Annotated in this window: 13 protein-coding genes; 8 read left to right on the top strand and 5 right to left on the bottom strand. The window is 69.4% G+C overall.

Features of this window, described 5'->3' with window-relative positions:
• The first annotated feature begins 37 nt into the window (after positions 1-37).
• From scpA to MKL20_RS09120, 3 genes are all read left to right on the top strand, one after another.
• Positions 38-2203, top strand: coding sequence for a methylmalonyl-CoA mutase (gene scpA / locus MKL20_RS09130; RefSeq protein WP_244036414.1), 2166 nt, complete (start codon positions 38-40; stop codon positions 2201-2203).
• 350 nt (positions 2204-2553) lie between these two features.
• Positions 2554-3420: an SDR family NAD(P)-dependent oxidoreductase gene (locus tag MKL20_RS09125; RefSeq protein ID WP_244036413.1), complete on the top strand. Its 867-nt coding sequence runs from the start codon at positions 2554-2556 to the stop codon at positions 3418-3420.
• Positions 3421-3590: 170 nt separating this feature from the next.
• The gene (locus tag MKL20_RS09120; RefSeq protein WP_244036412.1) at positions 3591-5225 is read left to right on the top strand and encodes an alpha-D-glucose phosphate-specific phosphoglucomutase; all 1635 of its coding nucleotides are present in this window, start codon (positions 3591-3593) and stop codon (positions 5223-5225) included.
• A gap of 390 nt (positions 5226-5615) precedes the next feature.
• Here MKL20_RS09120 and MKL20_RS09115 read toward each other — a convergent pair whose 3' ends face one another.
• The 3 genes from MKL20_RS09115 to MKL20_RS09105 all read right to left on the bottom strand — a co-directional run bounded on the left by MKL20_RS09115 (position 5616) and on the right by MKL20_RS09105 (position 7301).
• The gene (locus MKL20_RS09115; RefSeq protein WP_244036411.1) at positions 5616-5990 is read right to left on the bottom strand and encodes a VOC family protein; all 375 of its coding nucleotides are present in this window, start codon (positions 5988-5990) and stop codon (positions 5616-5618) included.
• 64 nt (positions 5991-6054) lie between these two features.
• Positions 6055-6750 (bottom strand): helix-turn-helix transcriptional regulator, encoded by a 696-nt coding sequence (locus tag MKL20_RS09110; RefSeq protein WP_244036410.1) that lies wholly within the window; start codon positions 6748-6750, stop codon positions 6055-6057.
• Between the two features lie 50 nt (positions 6751-6800).
• On the bottom strand, positions 6801-7301 hold the full coding sequence (locus tag MKL20_RS09105) for a GNAT family N-acetyltransferase (protein ID WP_244036409.1): 501 nt from the start codon (positions 7299-7301) through the stop codon (positions 6801-6803).
• A gap of 197 nt (positions 7302-7498) precedes the next feature.
• Between MKL20_RS09105 and rpsD the strand changes: the two genes are divergently transcribed.
• The gene (gene rpsD, locus MKL20_RS09100; RefSeq protein ID WP_007558459.1) at positions 7499-8116 is read left to right on the top strand and encodes a 30S ribosomal protein S4; all 618 of its coding nucleotides are present in this window, start codon (positions 7499-7501) and stop codon (positions 8114-8116) included.
• Positions 8117-8225: 109 nt separating this feature from the next.
• On the opposite strand, the gene MKL20_RS09095 is transcribed toward rpsD, so the two are convergent.
• Positions 8226-8495: a hypothetical protein gene (locus MKL20_RS09095; protein ID WP_243969096.1), complete on the bottom strand. Its 270-nt coding sequence runs from the start codon at positions 8493-8495 to the stop codon at positions 8226-8228.
• 210 nt (positions 8496-8705) lie between these two features.
• Between MKL20_RS09095 and MKL20_RS09090 the strand changes: the two genes are divergently transcribed.
• The gene (locus MKL20_RS09090) at positions 8706-9047 is read left to right on the top strand and encodes a DUF2293 domain-containing protein (RefSeq protein ID WP_244036408.1); all 342 of its coding nucleotides are present in this window, start codon (positions 8706-8708) and stop codon (positions 9045-9047) included.
• A 367-nt stretch (positions 9048-9414) separates the two neighbouring features.
• Here the strand turns inward: MKL20_RS09090 and MKL20_RS09085 are convergent, their stop codons facing one another.
• Positions 9415-10806 carry an MFS transporter gene (locus tag MKL20_RS09085; protein ID WP_244036407.1) on the bottom strand — a complete coding sequence of 464 codons (1392 nt, stop codon included), beginning with the start codon at positions 10804-10806 and terminating at the stop codon, positions 9415-9417.
• Positions 10807-10883: 77 nt separating this feature from the next.
• Here MKL20_RS09085 and MKL20_RS09080 point away from each other — a divergent pair, with 77 nt between their 5' ends.
• The 3 genes from MKL20_RS09080 (at position 10884) to MKL20_RS09070 (ending at position 14290) form a co-directional block, all read left to right on the top strand.
• Positions 10884-11798, top strand: a complete 915-nt coding sequence (locus tag MKL20_RS09080; RefSeq protein WP_244036406.1) for a LysR family transcriptional regulator — start codon at positions 10884-10886, stop codon at positions 11796-11798.
• Positions 11799-12161: 363 nt separating this feature from the next.
• Positions 12162-13949, top strand: coding sequence for an ABC transporter ATP-binding protein (locus tag MKL20_RS09075; protein ID WP_244036405.1), 1788 nt, complete (start codon positions 12162-12164; stop codon positions 13947-13949).
• Entirely contained in the window at positions 13946-14290 is a 345-nt protein-coding gene (locus MKL20_RS09070) for a low molecular weight protein tyrosine phosphatase family protein (RefSeq protein ID WP_244036404.1), read from the top strand. The genes MKL20_RS09075 and MKL20_RS09070 overlap by 4 nt, the downstream gene beginning before the upstream one ends.
• Positions 14291-14483: the final 193 nt, after the last annotated feature.

Here is a 14483-nt window from a genome sequence, read left to right as displayed (position 1 = left end):
TATAATGGGGTGACAAACGCCATAACGAGTCACCGCCATGACCACCCGCATCCCGAACTTCGCCGAGATTCCTTTGGTCGGCGATCCGCTTGCGGTGGCATCGCCGGCTTTGCCCGAGCCCTGGATGACCCCGGAGGGTATTCCGGTGAAGGGCCGGTACGGGCCGGAGGATCGCGAGGGTATCGAGTTCCTCGACACCTATCCCGGCATCGCGCCGTTCCTGCGCGGCCCGTACCCGACCATGTACGTCACCCAACCCTGGACGATCCGGCAATATGCCGGCTTCTCCACGGCCGAGGATTCGAACGCCTTCTACCGGCGCAACCTCGCCGCCGGCCAGAAGGGCCTGTCGGTGGCCTTCGATCTCGCCACCCACCGCGGCTACGATTCCGACCACCCGCGCGTCTCGGGCGATGTCGGCATGGCCGGCGTGGCGATCGACTCGATCTACGACATGCGGACGCTGTTCTCCGGCATCCCGCTGGACGAAATGACGGTGTCGATGACGATGAACGGCGCGGTCCTGCCGATCCTCGCCCTCTACATCGTCGCCGCGGAAGAACAGGGCGTGCCGCCGCAAAAGCTCGCCGGCACGATCCAGAACGATATTCTCAAAGAATTTATGGTCCGCAACACCTACATCTATCCCCCCAAGGGATCGATGCGGATTATTTCCGACATTTTCGCCTATACATCTAAAAATATGCCGAAATTCAATTCGATCTCGATCTCCGGCTACCACATGCAGGAGGCCGGGGCGACGAACGACCTGGAACTCGCCTACACGCTGGCCGACGGCGTCGAGTACATCAAGGCCGGGCTGGCCGCGGGCCTGACCATCGACCAGTTCGCCCCGCGCCTGTCGTTCTTCTGGGCGATCTCGACCAACTTCTTCATGGAGATCGCCAAGATGCGGGCTGCGCGCCTGATCTGGGCGAAGCTGGTGAAGGGGTTCGATCCGAAATCGGAAAAATCCCTGGCGCTGCGCACCCATTCGCAGACGTCGGGCTGGTCGCTCACCGCCCAGGACGTGTTCAACAACGTCACCCGTACCAATATCGAGGCGATGGCGGCGACGCAGGGCGGCACGCAGTCCTTGCACACCAACGCCCTCGACGAGGCGCTGGCGCTCCCCACCGACTTCTCCGCCCGGATCGCCCGCAACACCCAGCTGTTCCTGCAGCAGGAGAGCGGCACCAGCCGGATCGTCGACCCGTGGGGCGGCTCCTACTACGTCGAAAAGCTCACCGCCGACATCGCGGCCCGGGCCTGGGAGCATATCCGCGAGGTCGACCAGCTCGGCGGCATGGCCAAGGCCATCGAGGCCGGCATCCCCAAGCTGCGGATCGAGGAGGCCGCCGCCCGGGCCCAGGCCCGGATCGATTCCGGCCGCCAGACCATCGTGGGCATCAACAAGTTCAAGTCCGACGACGACATGGCCATCGACCTCCTGCGGGTCGACAACGGCAATGTCCGCCGCCTCCAGATCGACAAGCTCAAGCGCCTGCGCTCCGAGCGCGACGAGGCCGTGGTCACAGCCCGTCTCGAGGCGCTGACCAAGGCCGCCGACACGAACGAGAACCTGCTGGCGCTGGCCGTCGACGCGGCCCGGGCCAAGGCCACCGTCGGCGAGATTTCCGAGGCTCTGGAGAAGGCCTGGGGCCGGCACCGCGCCGAGATCCGCTCGATCTCCGGCGTCTACAAGCGCGAGGTTGGGGGCATGTCGCCAGTGGTCGAGGAAGTCCGGGCGCTGGTCGAGGCGTTCGAAGAGAACGATGGCCGCCGGCCGCGCATCCTGGTCGCCAAGATGGGCCAGGACGGGCACGACCGCGGCCAGAAGGTCATCGCCTCGGCCTTCGCCGATCTCGGCTTCGACGTGGATATCGGGCCGCTCTTCGCCACCCCGGCCGAGGCCGCCCGGCAGGCGGTGGAGAACGACGTGCACATCGTCGGCGTCTCGTCGCTCGCCGCCGGCCACCTCACCCTGGTGCCGGAGCTGAAGGCGGCGCTCACCGAGCAGGGCCGGGACGACGTGATGATCGCCATCGGCGGCGTGATCCCGCCGGGCGACTACGACGCCCTGGTGGCGGCCGGCGCCTCGGCGATCTTCCCGCCCGGCACGGTGATCGCCGAGGCCGCGGTCAAGCTGATCCGCGCGCTGAACGAGCGGCTGGGCTACGCGGCCCGCCAGGCGGCGGAGTAGAAGTCGCACCGCGCAGGGGCGATCCGGTTCAGGATCGACGGTTCTCCAGATCTCCTCCCTCATCCTGAGGTGCCGAGCGATCGAAGATCGTTCGGCCTCGAAGGAGCCCTCCAGAGGTCTTGGCGATCCCTGGAGGGCTCCTTCGAGGCTTCCGCTGCGCGAAAGCACCTCAGGATGAGGTCGAGGGTCGGAAAGAGCAAAAGCGGTTTGCGATCGATCAATCGAAGACCAGGCCGATTTCGGCGAGGTATGGCCCTGATGGGGCAACAGTACAGGTTCGGTGAGAGGAAGCGCTGCGCTTGAACGAGCGGAGCCGTCCGCCATCTCTCTAGCTTAAGAGGGAGTCGGTCATGGTCGATTTCAGCGCGCGTGTGATTCTGATCACCGGGGCGGCACGCGGGCTCGGTCTCGCCTATGCGTGCCACCTCGGCGCATTGGGCGCGATGATCCTGCTTCAGGATGCCGGTGCGGATAGCAACGGGCACGGCGAAGACCATCAGGTGGTCGAGACGGCAGCCGGCACCTTGCGCGCGGACGGTCTCGATGCCGTCGCTCTGGCCGGCTCCATCGCGTCACGCGAAGCATGCCACACTCTGATCGAAGAGGGCCTCGCCGTCCGGGGGCGCCTCGATGCGGTGATCCACAATGCGGGTTGGGTCGCCTATGAGACCATCGAAGCGATCCGCGAAGACGCGTTCGACCGGATGATGGATATCGCCGCCAAGGCTCCGCTCTGGTTGGCGCAGGCCGCTTGGCCCGCGATGAAGGAAGCGGGCTACGGGCGCATCCTGCTGACGACCTCCGATCGGGCGCTGTTTCCGCAATACGTCCAGCCGGGCCTTGCCGCCTATGCCGCGGCCAAGATGGCGGCCGTCGGCATCGTTAATGTCCTGGCGAGGGAAGGCGCGGCGGACGGGATCGTCGTCAATGCCATCTCGCCCGTTGCCAAGACTCGCATGTGGGGCGTTGAGAGCGAGCCCGACGAGTTGCGCCCGTCCGATGTCGCCCCCGGTGCCGCGTTCCTGGTTTCCGAGGCCTGCACCGAGGGGGGCTGGATCCTTCGGGCCAGCAACGGACAGTTCCATGCCACCCGGGCGTCCGAGGCGCTGGGCGTCAGCTATCCACGCGATCTCTCCGCCGTTCGGGCGGTCAGCGTGGACGAGATCGCGGCGCAATGGTCGCGGATCGCGGTGCCGGCCGTGGAACCGCGGCCATGATGGTGGCCTGATGAGCCACGCCGCGCCCCCTGCCCCGCGCACGAAGGCCCGGTTTCGTCGCCCGATCCGTTCAAACCGCTGTGACAAAGCCGCCGCGATTGTGCGCCGCACGGGTGACGCCGGGGCCCCGGGCGGGCATTGAGGCGGGAGATCCCGGGAGACGCCCGTCCATGACGACTCCGACAACCGTCGCGACCACGCCCTTCCCCGACCAGAAGCCGGGGACCTCCGGGCTGCGCAAGAAGGTGCCGGTGTTCCGGCAGCCGAACTACGTCGAGAACTTCGTCCAGGCGATCTTCGACACCCTGCCCGACAAGGCGGGCGCCACCCTGGTGCTCGGCGGCGACGGGCGGTTCCTCAACCGCGAGGTGGTGCAGAAGACCCTCCGGCTCGCCGCCGGCAACGGCTTCGGCCGGGTGCTGGTCGGGCGCGGCGGCCTGCTCTCGACCCCGGCGGCCTCCTGCGTGATCCGCAAATCGAAGGCGATCGGCGGCATCATCCTGTCGGCGAGCCACAATCCGGGCGGCCCGGACGGGGATTTCGGCATCAAGTTCAACGCCGCCAATGGCGGCCCGGCGCCCGAGACCGTTACCGACGCGATCTTCGAGCGGGCCAAGGCGCTCACCCGCTACAGCCTGGTCGAGGCGCCGGATCTCGACCTCGACACCCTGGGCGAGACCCGGCTCGGCGCCATGACGGTCGCGGTCATCGACCCCGTGGCCGACTACGCCGCATTGATGCGCACGCTGATCGATTTCGACGCCGTGTCGCGCCTGTTCGCCTCGGGCTTCCGCATGCGCTTCGACGCGATGAGCGCGGTCACCGGCCCCTACGCCACCGCGATCTTGGAAGGGATGCTCGGCGCGCCTCAGGGCACGGTCGTCAACGCTATTCCAAAGGAAGATTTCGGCGGCCATCACCCGGATCCGAACCCGGTCCATTGCCACGACCTGTTCGACCTGATGCAGGGGCCGGACGCCCCCGATTTCGGCGCGGCGTCGGACGGCGACGGCGACCGCAACATGATCGTGGCCCCGGGCCTGTTCGTGACGCCGAGCGACAGCCTTGCCCTGCTCGCCGCCCATGCCCACCGGGCGCCGGGCTATGCGGGCGGGTTGGCCGGCATCGCCCGGTCGATGCCCACGAGCCGCGCCGCCGACCGGGTCGCGGCGGCTTTGGGCATCCAGGCCTACGAGACGCCCACCGGCTGGAAGTTTTTCGGCAACCTCCTGGATGCCGGACTGATCACCCTGTGCGGCGAGGAGAGCGCCGGCACGGGCTCGAACCACGTGCGCGAGAAGGACGGGCTCTGGGCGGTGCTGCTTTGGCTGAACATCCTGGCGGCCACGGGTGAGCGCGCCGACACTTTGGTCCGGGCCCATTGGCGGACCCATGGCCGCGACTACTACGCCCGCCACGATTACGAGGAGGTGGACTCGGACGCTGCCAACGGCCTGATGGACGCGCTGCGCGAAAAGCTCGCCGGGCTGCCGGGCACGCGGCTCGGCGACCTCACGGTCTCGACGGCCGACGAGTTCGCCTACCGCGATCCGGTCGACGGCTCGCTCACCGAGCGCCAGGGCATCCGCATCGGCTTCGCCGAGGATGCCCGCGTGGTCTTCCGCCTCTCGGGCACCGGCACCGCAGGCGCGACGCTCCGGGTCTATCTGGAGCGCTACGAGGCCGATCCGGCCCGGCTCGACCTCCCCGTCGCCGAGGTGCTGGCCCCGGTCGTGGCGGCGGCCCGCGCCATCGCGGAGATCGAGCCGCGCACCGGCCGGGCCGAACCGAGCGTGGTGACCTGACCAGTTCGGGTTTTCAAAGGGCTCGACCCAGCTCTTTCAAGATGTTGGGCTGAGGGCCGGGACATAGCGTTGAGCCGGTCTGCACGGCCCTTTTCCCGGGCGCATGCAGCGCCAGCGGAATGCGACCCGGGACCCAGCACACGACAGCGCGAAGCGTCCGTCTAATCGACCTGTGCCGCTGGCGCGGCGCTTCGTGTGCTGGGTCCCGGATCAGGTTCCGCTTCGCTTCACCTGTCCGGGAAAGGGGCGCGCGTGATCTGCTCGGGAGCCCTGATCCCACGACGCGCACGGGGCCAAACACCTTGAAAGCGCTGGGGCTCAGCCCTTTGGCGGGGTATCGGGGCGGAGCCCGATAGCAGCGCTCTGCCCCGAACCCACGCCGAGCATCGCCTATTGGTCCTCGGCCCGCGCATAGACCCGCAGGCGGTGCCCGTCCGGATCGACAGCGACGAAGCTCCGGCCGAAATCGAGATCGGTGGGCTGCAGGAGGATCTCGGCCCCCTCAGCCTGCCACGCGGCGTGGATCGCGTCCACGCGGGCGGCCGTGTCGACCCGGAAGCCGATCTCGCCGCCGCCGCCCGCCTGCGTGGGGGCCGGCACGACATCGTTTCGCACCCACAGGCTCAGCGCCAGCCCCGAGGGCAGTGCGAACAGCACGAAGGTCGGGCTCGCCTCGACCGGCTCCCGGCCGAGCAGGCGCGCGTAGAGGCGGGCGCTGGCCTCCGGGTTGGTGACGTAGAGAAGGATGTTGGTGGGCTCAGTCATCGGTCGCTCCTGTCGGTGAGGGCGCGACCTCGATATCCGGCGCGGCTGCCAGATTCCGGCAGCATCAAGCGGCCGGGCCGGTAATTCCCTCGACCTGCCGCCAGTCCTTGAGCAGGGCCTGCCGTCGCTTCGGGTAGCGGGCGTCGAGCAGCTCCGCGGCGGCGATCCGGTCGGTGCGGAAATGCCGGAAGCCCTGGCGCAGCTCGCACCAGCCCAGCAGGATCCGGGCGGCATCGAAGAACGCGAGGGCGAACGGCCACACCACCCGTTCGGACACCGCGCCCGCCCCGTCGCGATAGCGGAGCGCCAGCTTGCGCTCGGTCCGGATCGCCTTGCGCAACAGGGCGGGATCGACCGCCTCAGGTGGGGCGGGCGTGCCGGGGCCGACCAGCAGCGCCGCACTCTCGAAGGCCTCGCGCAGGTCGTCGGGCAGGACCGCGCCGATCCGGGCGAGGGCGCTCCGGGCCGCGCCGCTCAGCCGGTCGTCGGCGCGGTCGGCGACCCAGCGCGAACCGAGGACCAGGGCCTCGATCTCCTCCGGGCTGAACATCAGCGGCGGCAGCAAAAAGCCCGGCTTCAGGATGTAGCCGATCCCGGGCTCCCCCGCGATGGACGCGCCCATCGCCTGGAGGCTCGCGATGTCCCGGTAGAGGGTGCGCAGGCTCACGCCGATCTCTTCGGCCAGAACGCGCCCGCTGACCGGGCGTCGGTGCCGTCGCAGGACGTGGAGCAGGTCGAACAGGCGTTCCGAGCGGGACATGGGGTGCCTCTACGCCGGCATCGCCGCCATCGGATGACAGCATCGACCGTTCAGACCGGGTGCGGCCGCGTGGCGCCGATCGCCTTCACCATGTGCACCGTGATGTCGTCGTCCAGGGTTCGGCCGGGACCGTCATACGGCTCCTCGCGTTCCACCCGGTAGCCGAGGGAGGCGTAGAGGCGCAGGTTCGCCGCGTATTTCTTGTTCGTGTAGAGCCGGAGCCGCGGGAGGCCGGCCGAGGCCGCGATCGTCTCGGCGAGGCTCAGCAGCCGGACGCCGTAGCCCCGCCCCTGGAAGGCCGGATGCACCGCCACATTGACGACCAGCAGGTGGCCGCCCTCCCCCGTCGTCTCGATCAGCGCCGCCAACTCTTCGCCGACATGCAGCAGGTCGAAGCGGTGGTGCAGCACGGCCTGCGCATAATCGGCCCGCATCGGCGTCGGCAGGCGCCCGATCAGCGGGATCCACTTGGCGTAGGCCGCATCCACCAGCGTCCGGATCGCCGCCGCGTCCGCCGGTTCCGCGCGCCTGATCTCGCATGTCTCGGCCACTCCAAAAAACCTCCTGTGGTTGACCCGAGCGGGTCCATCCCCTAAAGACCCGGCCGTCGATGGGGCTCCGCACGGGGCCCCGTCGCGTTTTCACACGCACCCGTGGGCGGGATCCTCCCGCCCTGTCGTCCCGGACCTGAGTGTCCCGGAAAAGGAGGGCGCGTTCCTCAATCTCGGTCACGAGAGGACGCGAAGTCATGTCGAAGCGGATTCAGGCGAAGCACAAGCTCGACCGCCGCATGGGCCAGAACATCTGGGGCCGCCCGAAGAGCCCCGTCAACCGCCGCGAATACGGCCCCGGCCAGCACGGCCAGCGCCGTAAGGGCAAGATGAGCGACTTCGGCACGCAGCTGCGCGCCAAGCAGAAGCTCAAGGGCTATTACGGCAACATCACCGAGAAGCAGTTCCGCCGCTACTACGCCGAGGCGATCCGTCTGCGCGGCGATTCCGGCGAGAACCTGGTCGGCCTGCTCGAGCGGCGCCTCGACGCCGTGGTGTACCGGGCGAAGTTCGTGGCGACCCCGTTCGCGGCGCGCCAGTTCGTCAACCACGGGCACGTCAAGGTCAACGGCGTGCGGGTGAACATCCCGAGCTATCAGGTGAAGGCCGGCGACCTCATCGAGGTCAAGGAGTCGTCCCGCCAGCTCGAGATCGTCATCGTGGCGACCCAGCTGCCCGAGCGCGACGTGCCGGACTACATCGAGGCCGATCACGCCAAGATGACCGCCCGCGTCACCCGCATCCCCAGCCTGTCCGAGGTGCCCTACCCGGTGCAGATGGAGCCGAACCTCGTCATCGAGTTCTATTCCCGCTGATTTTCCTGGGATCACACCCCGTGGCCGAGCCGGCGTCGGGGTGTGTTTCAGGACTTCGATGGACAAGACAGGGGGCTGCCCGCAGGGGCGGCCCCTTTCCGTATCGGGCTCAGCAGCCGTTGCAGATCGTGCCCATGGTGTGGCGCATCTTGCTGTCCCACGCCTTCGAGCGGGCTTCCGCGGCCTTCTGCGCCTTGACCATCGCGACCTCGTTCATCGGCCGGGCCGCGCCTGTGACGGCCGGGCTCGGCGGCTTGGTCTGCCCGGTGGCCGTGACCCTGCGGCCAAGCCCGGCGCCGTCCGGCGTCGGGCTCTGGGCCAGGGCCGGCGCCGCCCCGAGCAGGACGCCCAGGATCACCGCGTGACGGATCGTTGCCATGAACCTGATCTCCCCGGCGGCGGGTTGTCGATCTGCCCCGCCTCAACTGTCGATGACTTTAGGGCTGCATCCGATCGCGTTGCAATTGCGTGCGGCCCTAAGCCTTTGGCCTGACGCGCTGACCCGCGCAGAACCGGCCCTCGTTTCGGCTGCGCGCACTCTGACCGCCCCCGGCGGCAAAATCATGGTGCCCGCCCCCGGAGGCCCCCGGTGAGCGCCGCCCCGCCCCGCAACCGCCGCGAGGCCGTGGCCGACGCGCTGGCCCACATCGCCCCGCGCCTGCCCGCCTTCGAGGCCGACGCCGTCCTGGACCGGGCCCTGGCGAGCCCCGGCCTGCGCGGGGCCGCCCCCGGGACCGCCGCGCGCCTGGCCCTGGTGGCCTATGCCCGCCACGTCTTCACCGATTACGACGACCTCCTGGACGAGGGCTACGACCGCGACAGCGCCCGGCACTTCGTCCTCAACGACCTCAACGCGACGCTCACCGCCTGGGGCGCCGCGCCGATCCCCGAGGAGGAGGCGGAGGCCGATCCGGAGGATGAGCCGGGTTAGGGTTTCGTCCCGGTGGCGGGGGTTCGGGATGAGGGAATGGGAAAGCCAGGTCTGGGCTCACGCGCGACCATGCCGCCCGACAGCGGGGCCCCCGTCGCCGGCACGCTGTCGCGGATCACGAGAGCGGTGCCTTTTGGAGAGACGGCTTTCGACCGAGGCTGTGTGAAAACGCTGACAGCGTCGTTCCCAGTAGGAGGTTCATCTCCAGAGCCGGAGGATGCATGCCGTGTGAAGTCATTTCCCGGCCTATAAGGCCATCTTGATAGGCCAGCCTGGAAGGCTGTTCTACGGTGATGCAGAGCGCTGATGTTTTCACGCAGCTTGAACCCTCAGCGGACATAGATTGGTCGTCAAAGCCGCCCCGGGATCAGGGCGCGATGCTTCCGCCTGCTGTGGATGGGAGCAGGCAGCAGGCCAGCATGCCGCAAGACGCCGCACCAGCTGCGGCGCCGAAGAGCCAAGCGAAGCCGGTGACAGCGAAGGTCGTAGGCGTCAGGGCGCCGAGCGCGAAGCCGGCCTGCCGCGCGATGACGGTCAGGGCCGAGGCCATGCCGCTCGTCTCCAACGGTGCGAGCGCGATCACGGCTCCGGAGAGCTGCGGATGGGACATTGCGGCGCCAATCCCGATCAACGCCATCCCGGCGAAAGCGAACGCACGGGCTGATACCAAGTCTACCAGCGCTGAGAGCGCGAGGGCAGCCCCGCCGATCGCGATCAGCGCCAGCGCCGCCGCAAAGAGCCGTCGCCAGCCCAGGCGAGGCGCGAGGCGACCGCCGAAGGGCGGCACGACGAGCATGGGCAGCGTCGCGGTCAGCATCGCCAGTCCGGCCGCCTCGGTGGTCCAGCCGAAGGCTGTGCCCAAGAACAAGGGCAGGTAGACGAGGACGGCCCAGTAGCCCACCGACACGGCCATCAGCAGGGCCGTCACGCCGATCATCGATCGGCTGGCGAAGATGGCCGGATCGAGCATCGGCTGCGATTGCCGGTGCTGACGCAAGGCGAACCATGCAACGAGGCCGGCACCCACTGCCAGCCCGATCGCCATACGGATCGGCGCGTGGCGAGCCTCCAGGATAGCCTGGATGATCAAGCCCAGTGCGAGGGTCAGGATCGCGACCCCGTGCAAGTCCAGCGGCTTGTCCGTGCTGTCGCGTCTCTCCGCCACGAGGCGAGGCACCAGAAGCGTGATCAGCACGCAGACAGGCAGGTTGACGAGAAAGATCCACCGCCAGCCCAACTCGGAGCCGATGAGGCCGCCCAGGCTCGGCCCCAGCGCCATGGCGACCCCCGATGCCACCCCGGCAATGCCGAAGGCGCGCGCCCGCCCTTCCGGCGCCGGGAATGCGGTAGCGATCGAGGCAAAGCCCCCAGTCACGAGGAAGGCCGCCGCGGCGCCCTGTGCTGCGCGCGCTGCCAGAAACAGTGCGCTGTTCCAGGCGAGGCCGCAGGCAAGGGACGTCACGAGGAACCCGGCGTTACCCATAAGGAGCGTTCGTCGACGGCCAAAGCGGTCGGCTAGGGCGCCAGCTACCAGCAGGGTCGCGGTGAAGGCGATGCTGTAGGCGTCGATGATCCAGGCCCAGCTCGCCACGTGGATGTCGAGGCTCGTGCCGATCGACGGCAGGACGACCACGACCGAGGTCACATCGAAGTTCGTCAGGGCGGCGGCGAGGCCGATCGTGCCGGCGATCAGGCGGGTCCGGCCGTTCCAAGCCTGGTGTTCGGCAGCGTCTTCCATGGCCTTGGCATGGGTCAGCACTCGGCTCGACGGCAAATGAGCATTGCTCTTCACCGCATGAAGCGCATTAATGCGGTGTGCCCTCAACCTCGCGCCAGATGCCGCCCTTCGCAGGCCTGCTCGCCTTCGAGGCGGTGCTGCGGCACGGCAGCATGACGCTGGCCGGCGACGAACTCGGTCTGACGCAGAGCGCCGTCAGCCACCGGATACGGGCTCTGGAGGACTTCTTCGGCGTCGCCCTGCTCGAACGGCTCAACCCCGGCTTGCGCGTGACCGAGGCAGGCGCGCGGCTGGCCCAGGAGCTCAGCCCGCTGCTGGGTACGCTCGCGGGCATGCGGCGGCGGATCGCCGGGCGATCGGGGCCGCGCAGCTTCCGGCTCGGGCTCAGCACACCGCTGCTGGCCTGGTGGCTGTCGCCCCGCCTGCCCGCCCTTTGCGGTGCCTTCCCAGACCTCTCCGTCGAGGTCGTGACGTGGGACACGGCGGCCGAGGCCGCACGCGCCGTGGTCGATCTCGCCTTGCTGTGGCTGCCGTACGTGAGCAGGAATGTTGGCGCCTGCGAACTGCCGTTCCCGATCGAGAAAGTCTTCCCCGTAGCCGCTCCGGGACTGCTGGAGACCATCTCTCCGGGGCAGGGCTGGCAGGGACTGCCGCTGCTGGCGAAGGGCCGGCGGGGCGAGGAGACGGGACGGGAATGGTCCTGGGGAACGTGGCTGCGGGTAGGCCCTGGTCAGGAAGCGATCCGCTTCCGTGACATCAGCAGTTCTCTTCAAGGGGCCGTGGACGGCAACGGCGTGGCCCTGGCGCGTTCGCTCCTTGCAGCGGATGCACTGCGACAGCGTCGCTTGGTGCGACTGATTGGGTCGGATGAGGCGCAACCCTGCTCGAAGATGCAGATTGCCCGCTGGCGTGATCCTCAGGACCAGACCGCTGAGCGCATGGCCGGATGGCTCGTTGCATCAGCAGGACAGGCCGTCACTGCGAGCGACCAAATGTCGATTGGCGCAGATTAGCACGAGGGACCACCAGACTAGCGCGCTAACTCCGCTTCCCACCCCCCAACAGACAATCCGCCCGCGCTTGAACCGTCATCTCAACGGGCCGGCTTCCACCGTTGCGAATCGTTTCCGGTTCCCCTAGCCTCGGCACCGTCGCGCTCGCTTGAAGGAGGAGGCCGCATGAACACCGTCTATGCTGCCCTCCCCGTAGGAATCGCTGGCGTCGCCGCCCAGGTCGGCTAGCCGCCTTTCGTCCGCGCCCGGACTTTCGGCCCCGGCGTCCCCGAGCCCCCCTCCCGTCTGACCTCGCCGGTCCGCGTCATCGCCGACGCGGGATCCGCGCCTCTCGGAGCCGACGCCTGCGCGTCGGGCATAGGCATGTCTCTGTCCTCTCCCCGGCGGGCGGGCGCGTTTCGGCGCGTCCTCGCCTTCGTCGTCCGCGGCTGGCGCAAGCGCTGGCCCCTCGTCGCCGGCCTGTCCGGCGCCATCACCCTCGCCACCCTCGCGGAGGTGATGCTGCCGCTCTATGCAGGCCGGCTGGTCGATGCCCTGACCGGGCCCGAGCGGCACGCGGCGCTGGAGGCCGCCCTGCCCGCCTTCCTGGCGATGACGGTGCTCGGCCTCGCCACCGCGCTGCTGCGCCACGTCGCCTGGAGCCTCGTGGTGCCGCTCACCCTCCACTCCATGAGCGACATGGCCCGCGACGGCTTCGCCCGGGTCCAGCGCTTCTCCACCGAGTGGCACGCCAACACCTTCTCGGGCTCCACCGTCCGAAAGATCTCGCGCGGCATGTGGGCCCTCGACGGGCTCAACGACACGCTGCTGCTGGCGCTGTTGCCCGCCCTGGTCGTGCTCCTGGGCACCGCCCTCGTGCTCGGCCTGCATTGGCCGGCCCTCGGCGCGGTGGTGGCGCTCGGAGCCGCCGCCTATGTCGGCGCGACCGCCCTGCTGGCGACCCGCGTCATCGCCCCCGCGGCCGCGCTCTCGAACGCCCTCGACACGCGGCTCGGCGGCGCCCTGAGCGATGCGGTCGGCAACAACGCCGTGGTCAAGGCGTTCGGCGCCGAGGGCCGGGAGGAGGCGCGCCTCGGCCGGCTCCTGGCCAAGTGGCAGCGGCGCACGCACCGCACCTGGATGATCATCACCTGGAGCGGCACCGGCCAGCTCGGGCTGCTGCTGGCGCTGCGCACCGTCATCATCGCCACCGCCCTGTGGCTGTGGTGGCGCGGGGAGGCGAGCCCGGGCGAGGTCGCCTACGTGCTCACCACCACCTTCGTGGTGCACGGCTACCTGCGCGAGATCGGCGGCCACATCAATCACCTGCAGCGGGCGGTCAACGAGATGGAGGAGCTGGTCGCGCTGGCGGCCGAGCCCGTCGGCGTCGCCGACCGGCCGGGCGCGGTTCCTCTCGCGGTCGCGGGCGGGACGATCCGCTTCGAGGCCGTGCGCTTCCACTACGGCGCCCACGGAAACCCGCTCTACGACGGGCTGTCGGTGACGATCCCGGCGGGCCAGCGGGTCGGGCTCGTGGGGCGCTCGGGCTCGGGCAAGACCACCTTCGTCAAGCTGATCCAGCGGCTGTACGATGTCTCGGGCGGGCGGGTGACCATCGACGGGCAGGACGTGGCGGCGGCGAGCCAGGCCAGCCTGCGGGCGCAGGTCGCGATCGTGCCCCAGGAGCCGGTGCTGTTCCACCGCTCGCTCGCCGAGAACATCGCCTATGCCCGGCCCGGCGCCTCGGCCGAAGACATCGAGCGGGCGGCCCGGCTCGCCAACGCGCACGCCTTCATCGCGCGGCTGCCCAAGGGCTACGCCACGCTGGTGGGCGAGCGCGGCGTCAAGCTGTCGGGCGGCGAGCGCCAGCGGGTGGCGCTGGCCCGCGCCTTCCTGGCGGACGCGCCGATCCTGATCCTGGACGAGGCGACATCGAGCCTCGATTCGGAATCCGAGGCCCTGGTGCAGGAGGCGATGGCGCGGCTGATGCGCGGGCGCACCGCGCTCGTGATCGCCCACCGGTTGTCGACGGTGCGGGCGCTGGACCGCATCCTGGTGTTCGACCACGGCCGCATCGTCGAGGACGGCCCGCACGCCGCCCTGATGCGCCGCCCGGGCGGGGCCTACCGGGCCCTGTTCGAGCGGCAATCCGTCCTGGCGGAGAGCGCGTGAGGATCCTGTTCGTCTGCGGCCGGGCCCGCGCCCGCAGCCCGACCGCGGAGCAGATCTTCGCGCGCCGCCCCGGGATCGAGGCGGCCAGCGCGGGTGTGTCGCCCGACGCCGACGAGCCGGTGGAGGCCGATCATCTCGCCTGGGCGGAGATCGTCGTGGTCATGGAGCGTGCGCATCGGCGCAAGCTGATGCGGCGGTTCGGCCCGGCCTTGCGCCGCACCCGTCTCGTCTGCCTCGACATCCCCGATGCCTACGGCTTCATGGAGCCGGCGCTGGTGCGCCTGCTTGAGGCGCGGGCCGGACGGTTCGTGCGGACCGAGCGGGTGAGACCGGATGCTTGATACCGTCCGCTCCCGATCGATTTCGTTGAAAAACTCGTTGGCGGCGGAGATTGGAGAGGGGCGGGATGAGCCCTCGCCCTCGAGCTGGGTGTCGCCAGCCGGTCAGGCCGGGCTCGGCTGCGGGATCGGGAGGAGCTTTGCGAGCTTCCTCAGGTTCTGGGCGGCGGCTGCGAGGTGGAACTCGTCTCTTGCT

The organism is Methylobacterium sp. E-066 (assembly GCF_022829635.1).
Lineage (GTDB): Bacteria > Pseudomonadota > Alphaproteobacteria > Rhizobiales > Beijerinckiaceae > Methylobacterium.
Note: the sequence above shows the minus strand (reverse complement) of the source record. Positions and strands in the feature narration are given on the sequence as shown.

Excerpts from the sequence above, each read along its gene's own strand:
- scpA (WP_244036414.1), top strand. The coding sequence starts at position 38 with ATGACCACCCGCATCCCGAACTTCGCCGAGATTCCTTTGGTCGGCGAT.
- MKL20_RS09125 (WP_244036413.1), top strand. The coding sequence starts at position 2,554 with ATGGTCGATTTCAGCGCGCGTGTGATTCTGATCACCGGGGCGGCACGC.
- MKL20_RS09120 (WP_244036412.1), top strand. The coding sequence starts at position 3,591 with ATGACGACTCCGACAACCGTCGCGACCACGCCCTTCCCCGACCAGAAG.
- MKL20_RS09115 (WP_244036411.1), bottom strand. The coding sequence starts at position 5,990 with ATGACTGAGCCCACCAACATCCTTCTCTACGTCACCAACCCGGAGGCC.
- MKL20_RS09110 (WP_244036410.1), bottom strand. The coding sequence starts at position 6,750 with ATGTCCCGCTCGGAACGCCTGTTCGACCTGCTCCACGTCCTGCGACGG.
- rpsD (WP_007558459.1), top strand. The coding sequence starts at position 7,499 with ATGTCGAAGCGGATTCAGGCGAAGCACAAGCTCGACCGCCGCATGGGC.
- MKL20_RS09095 (WP_243969096.1), bottom strand. The coding sequence starts at position 8,495 with ATGGCAACGATCCGTCACGCGGTGATCCTGGGCGTCCTGCTCGGGGCG.
- MKL20_RS09080 (WP_244036406.1), top strand. The coding sequence starts at position 10,884 with ATGCCGCCCTTCGCAGGCCTGCTCGCCTTCGAGGCGGTGCTGCGGCAC.
- MKL20_RS09075 (WP_244036405.1), top strand. The coding sequence starts at position 12,162 with ATGTCTCTGTCCTCTCCCCGGCGGGCGGGCGCGTTTCGGCGCGTCCTC.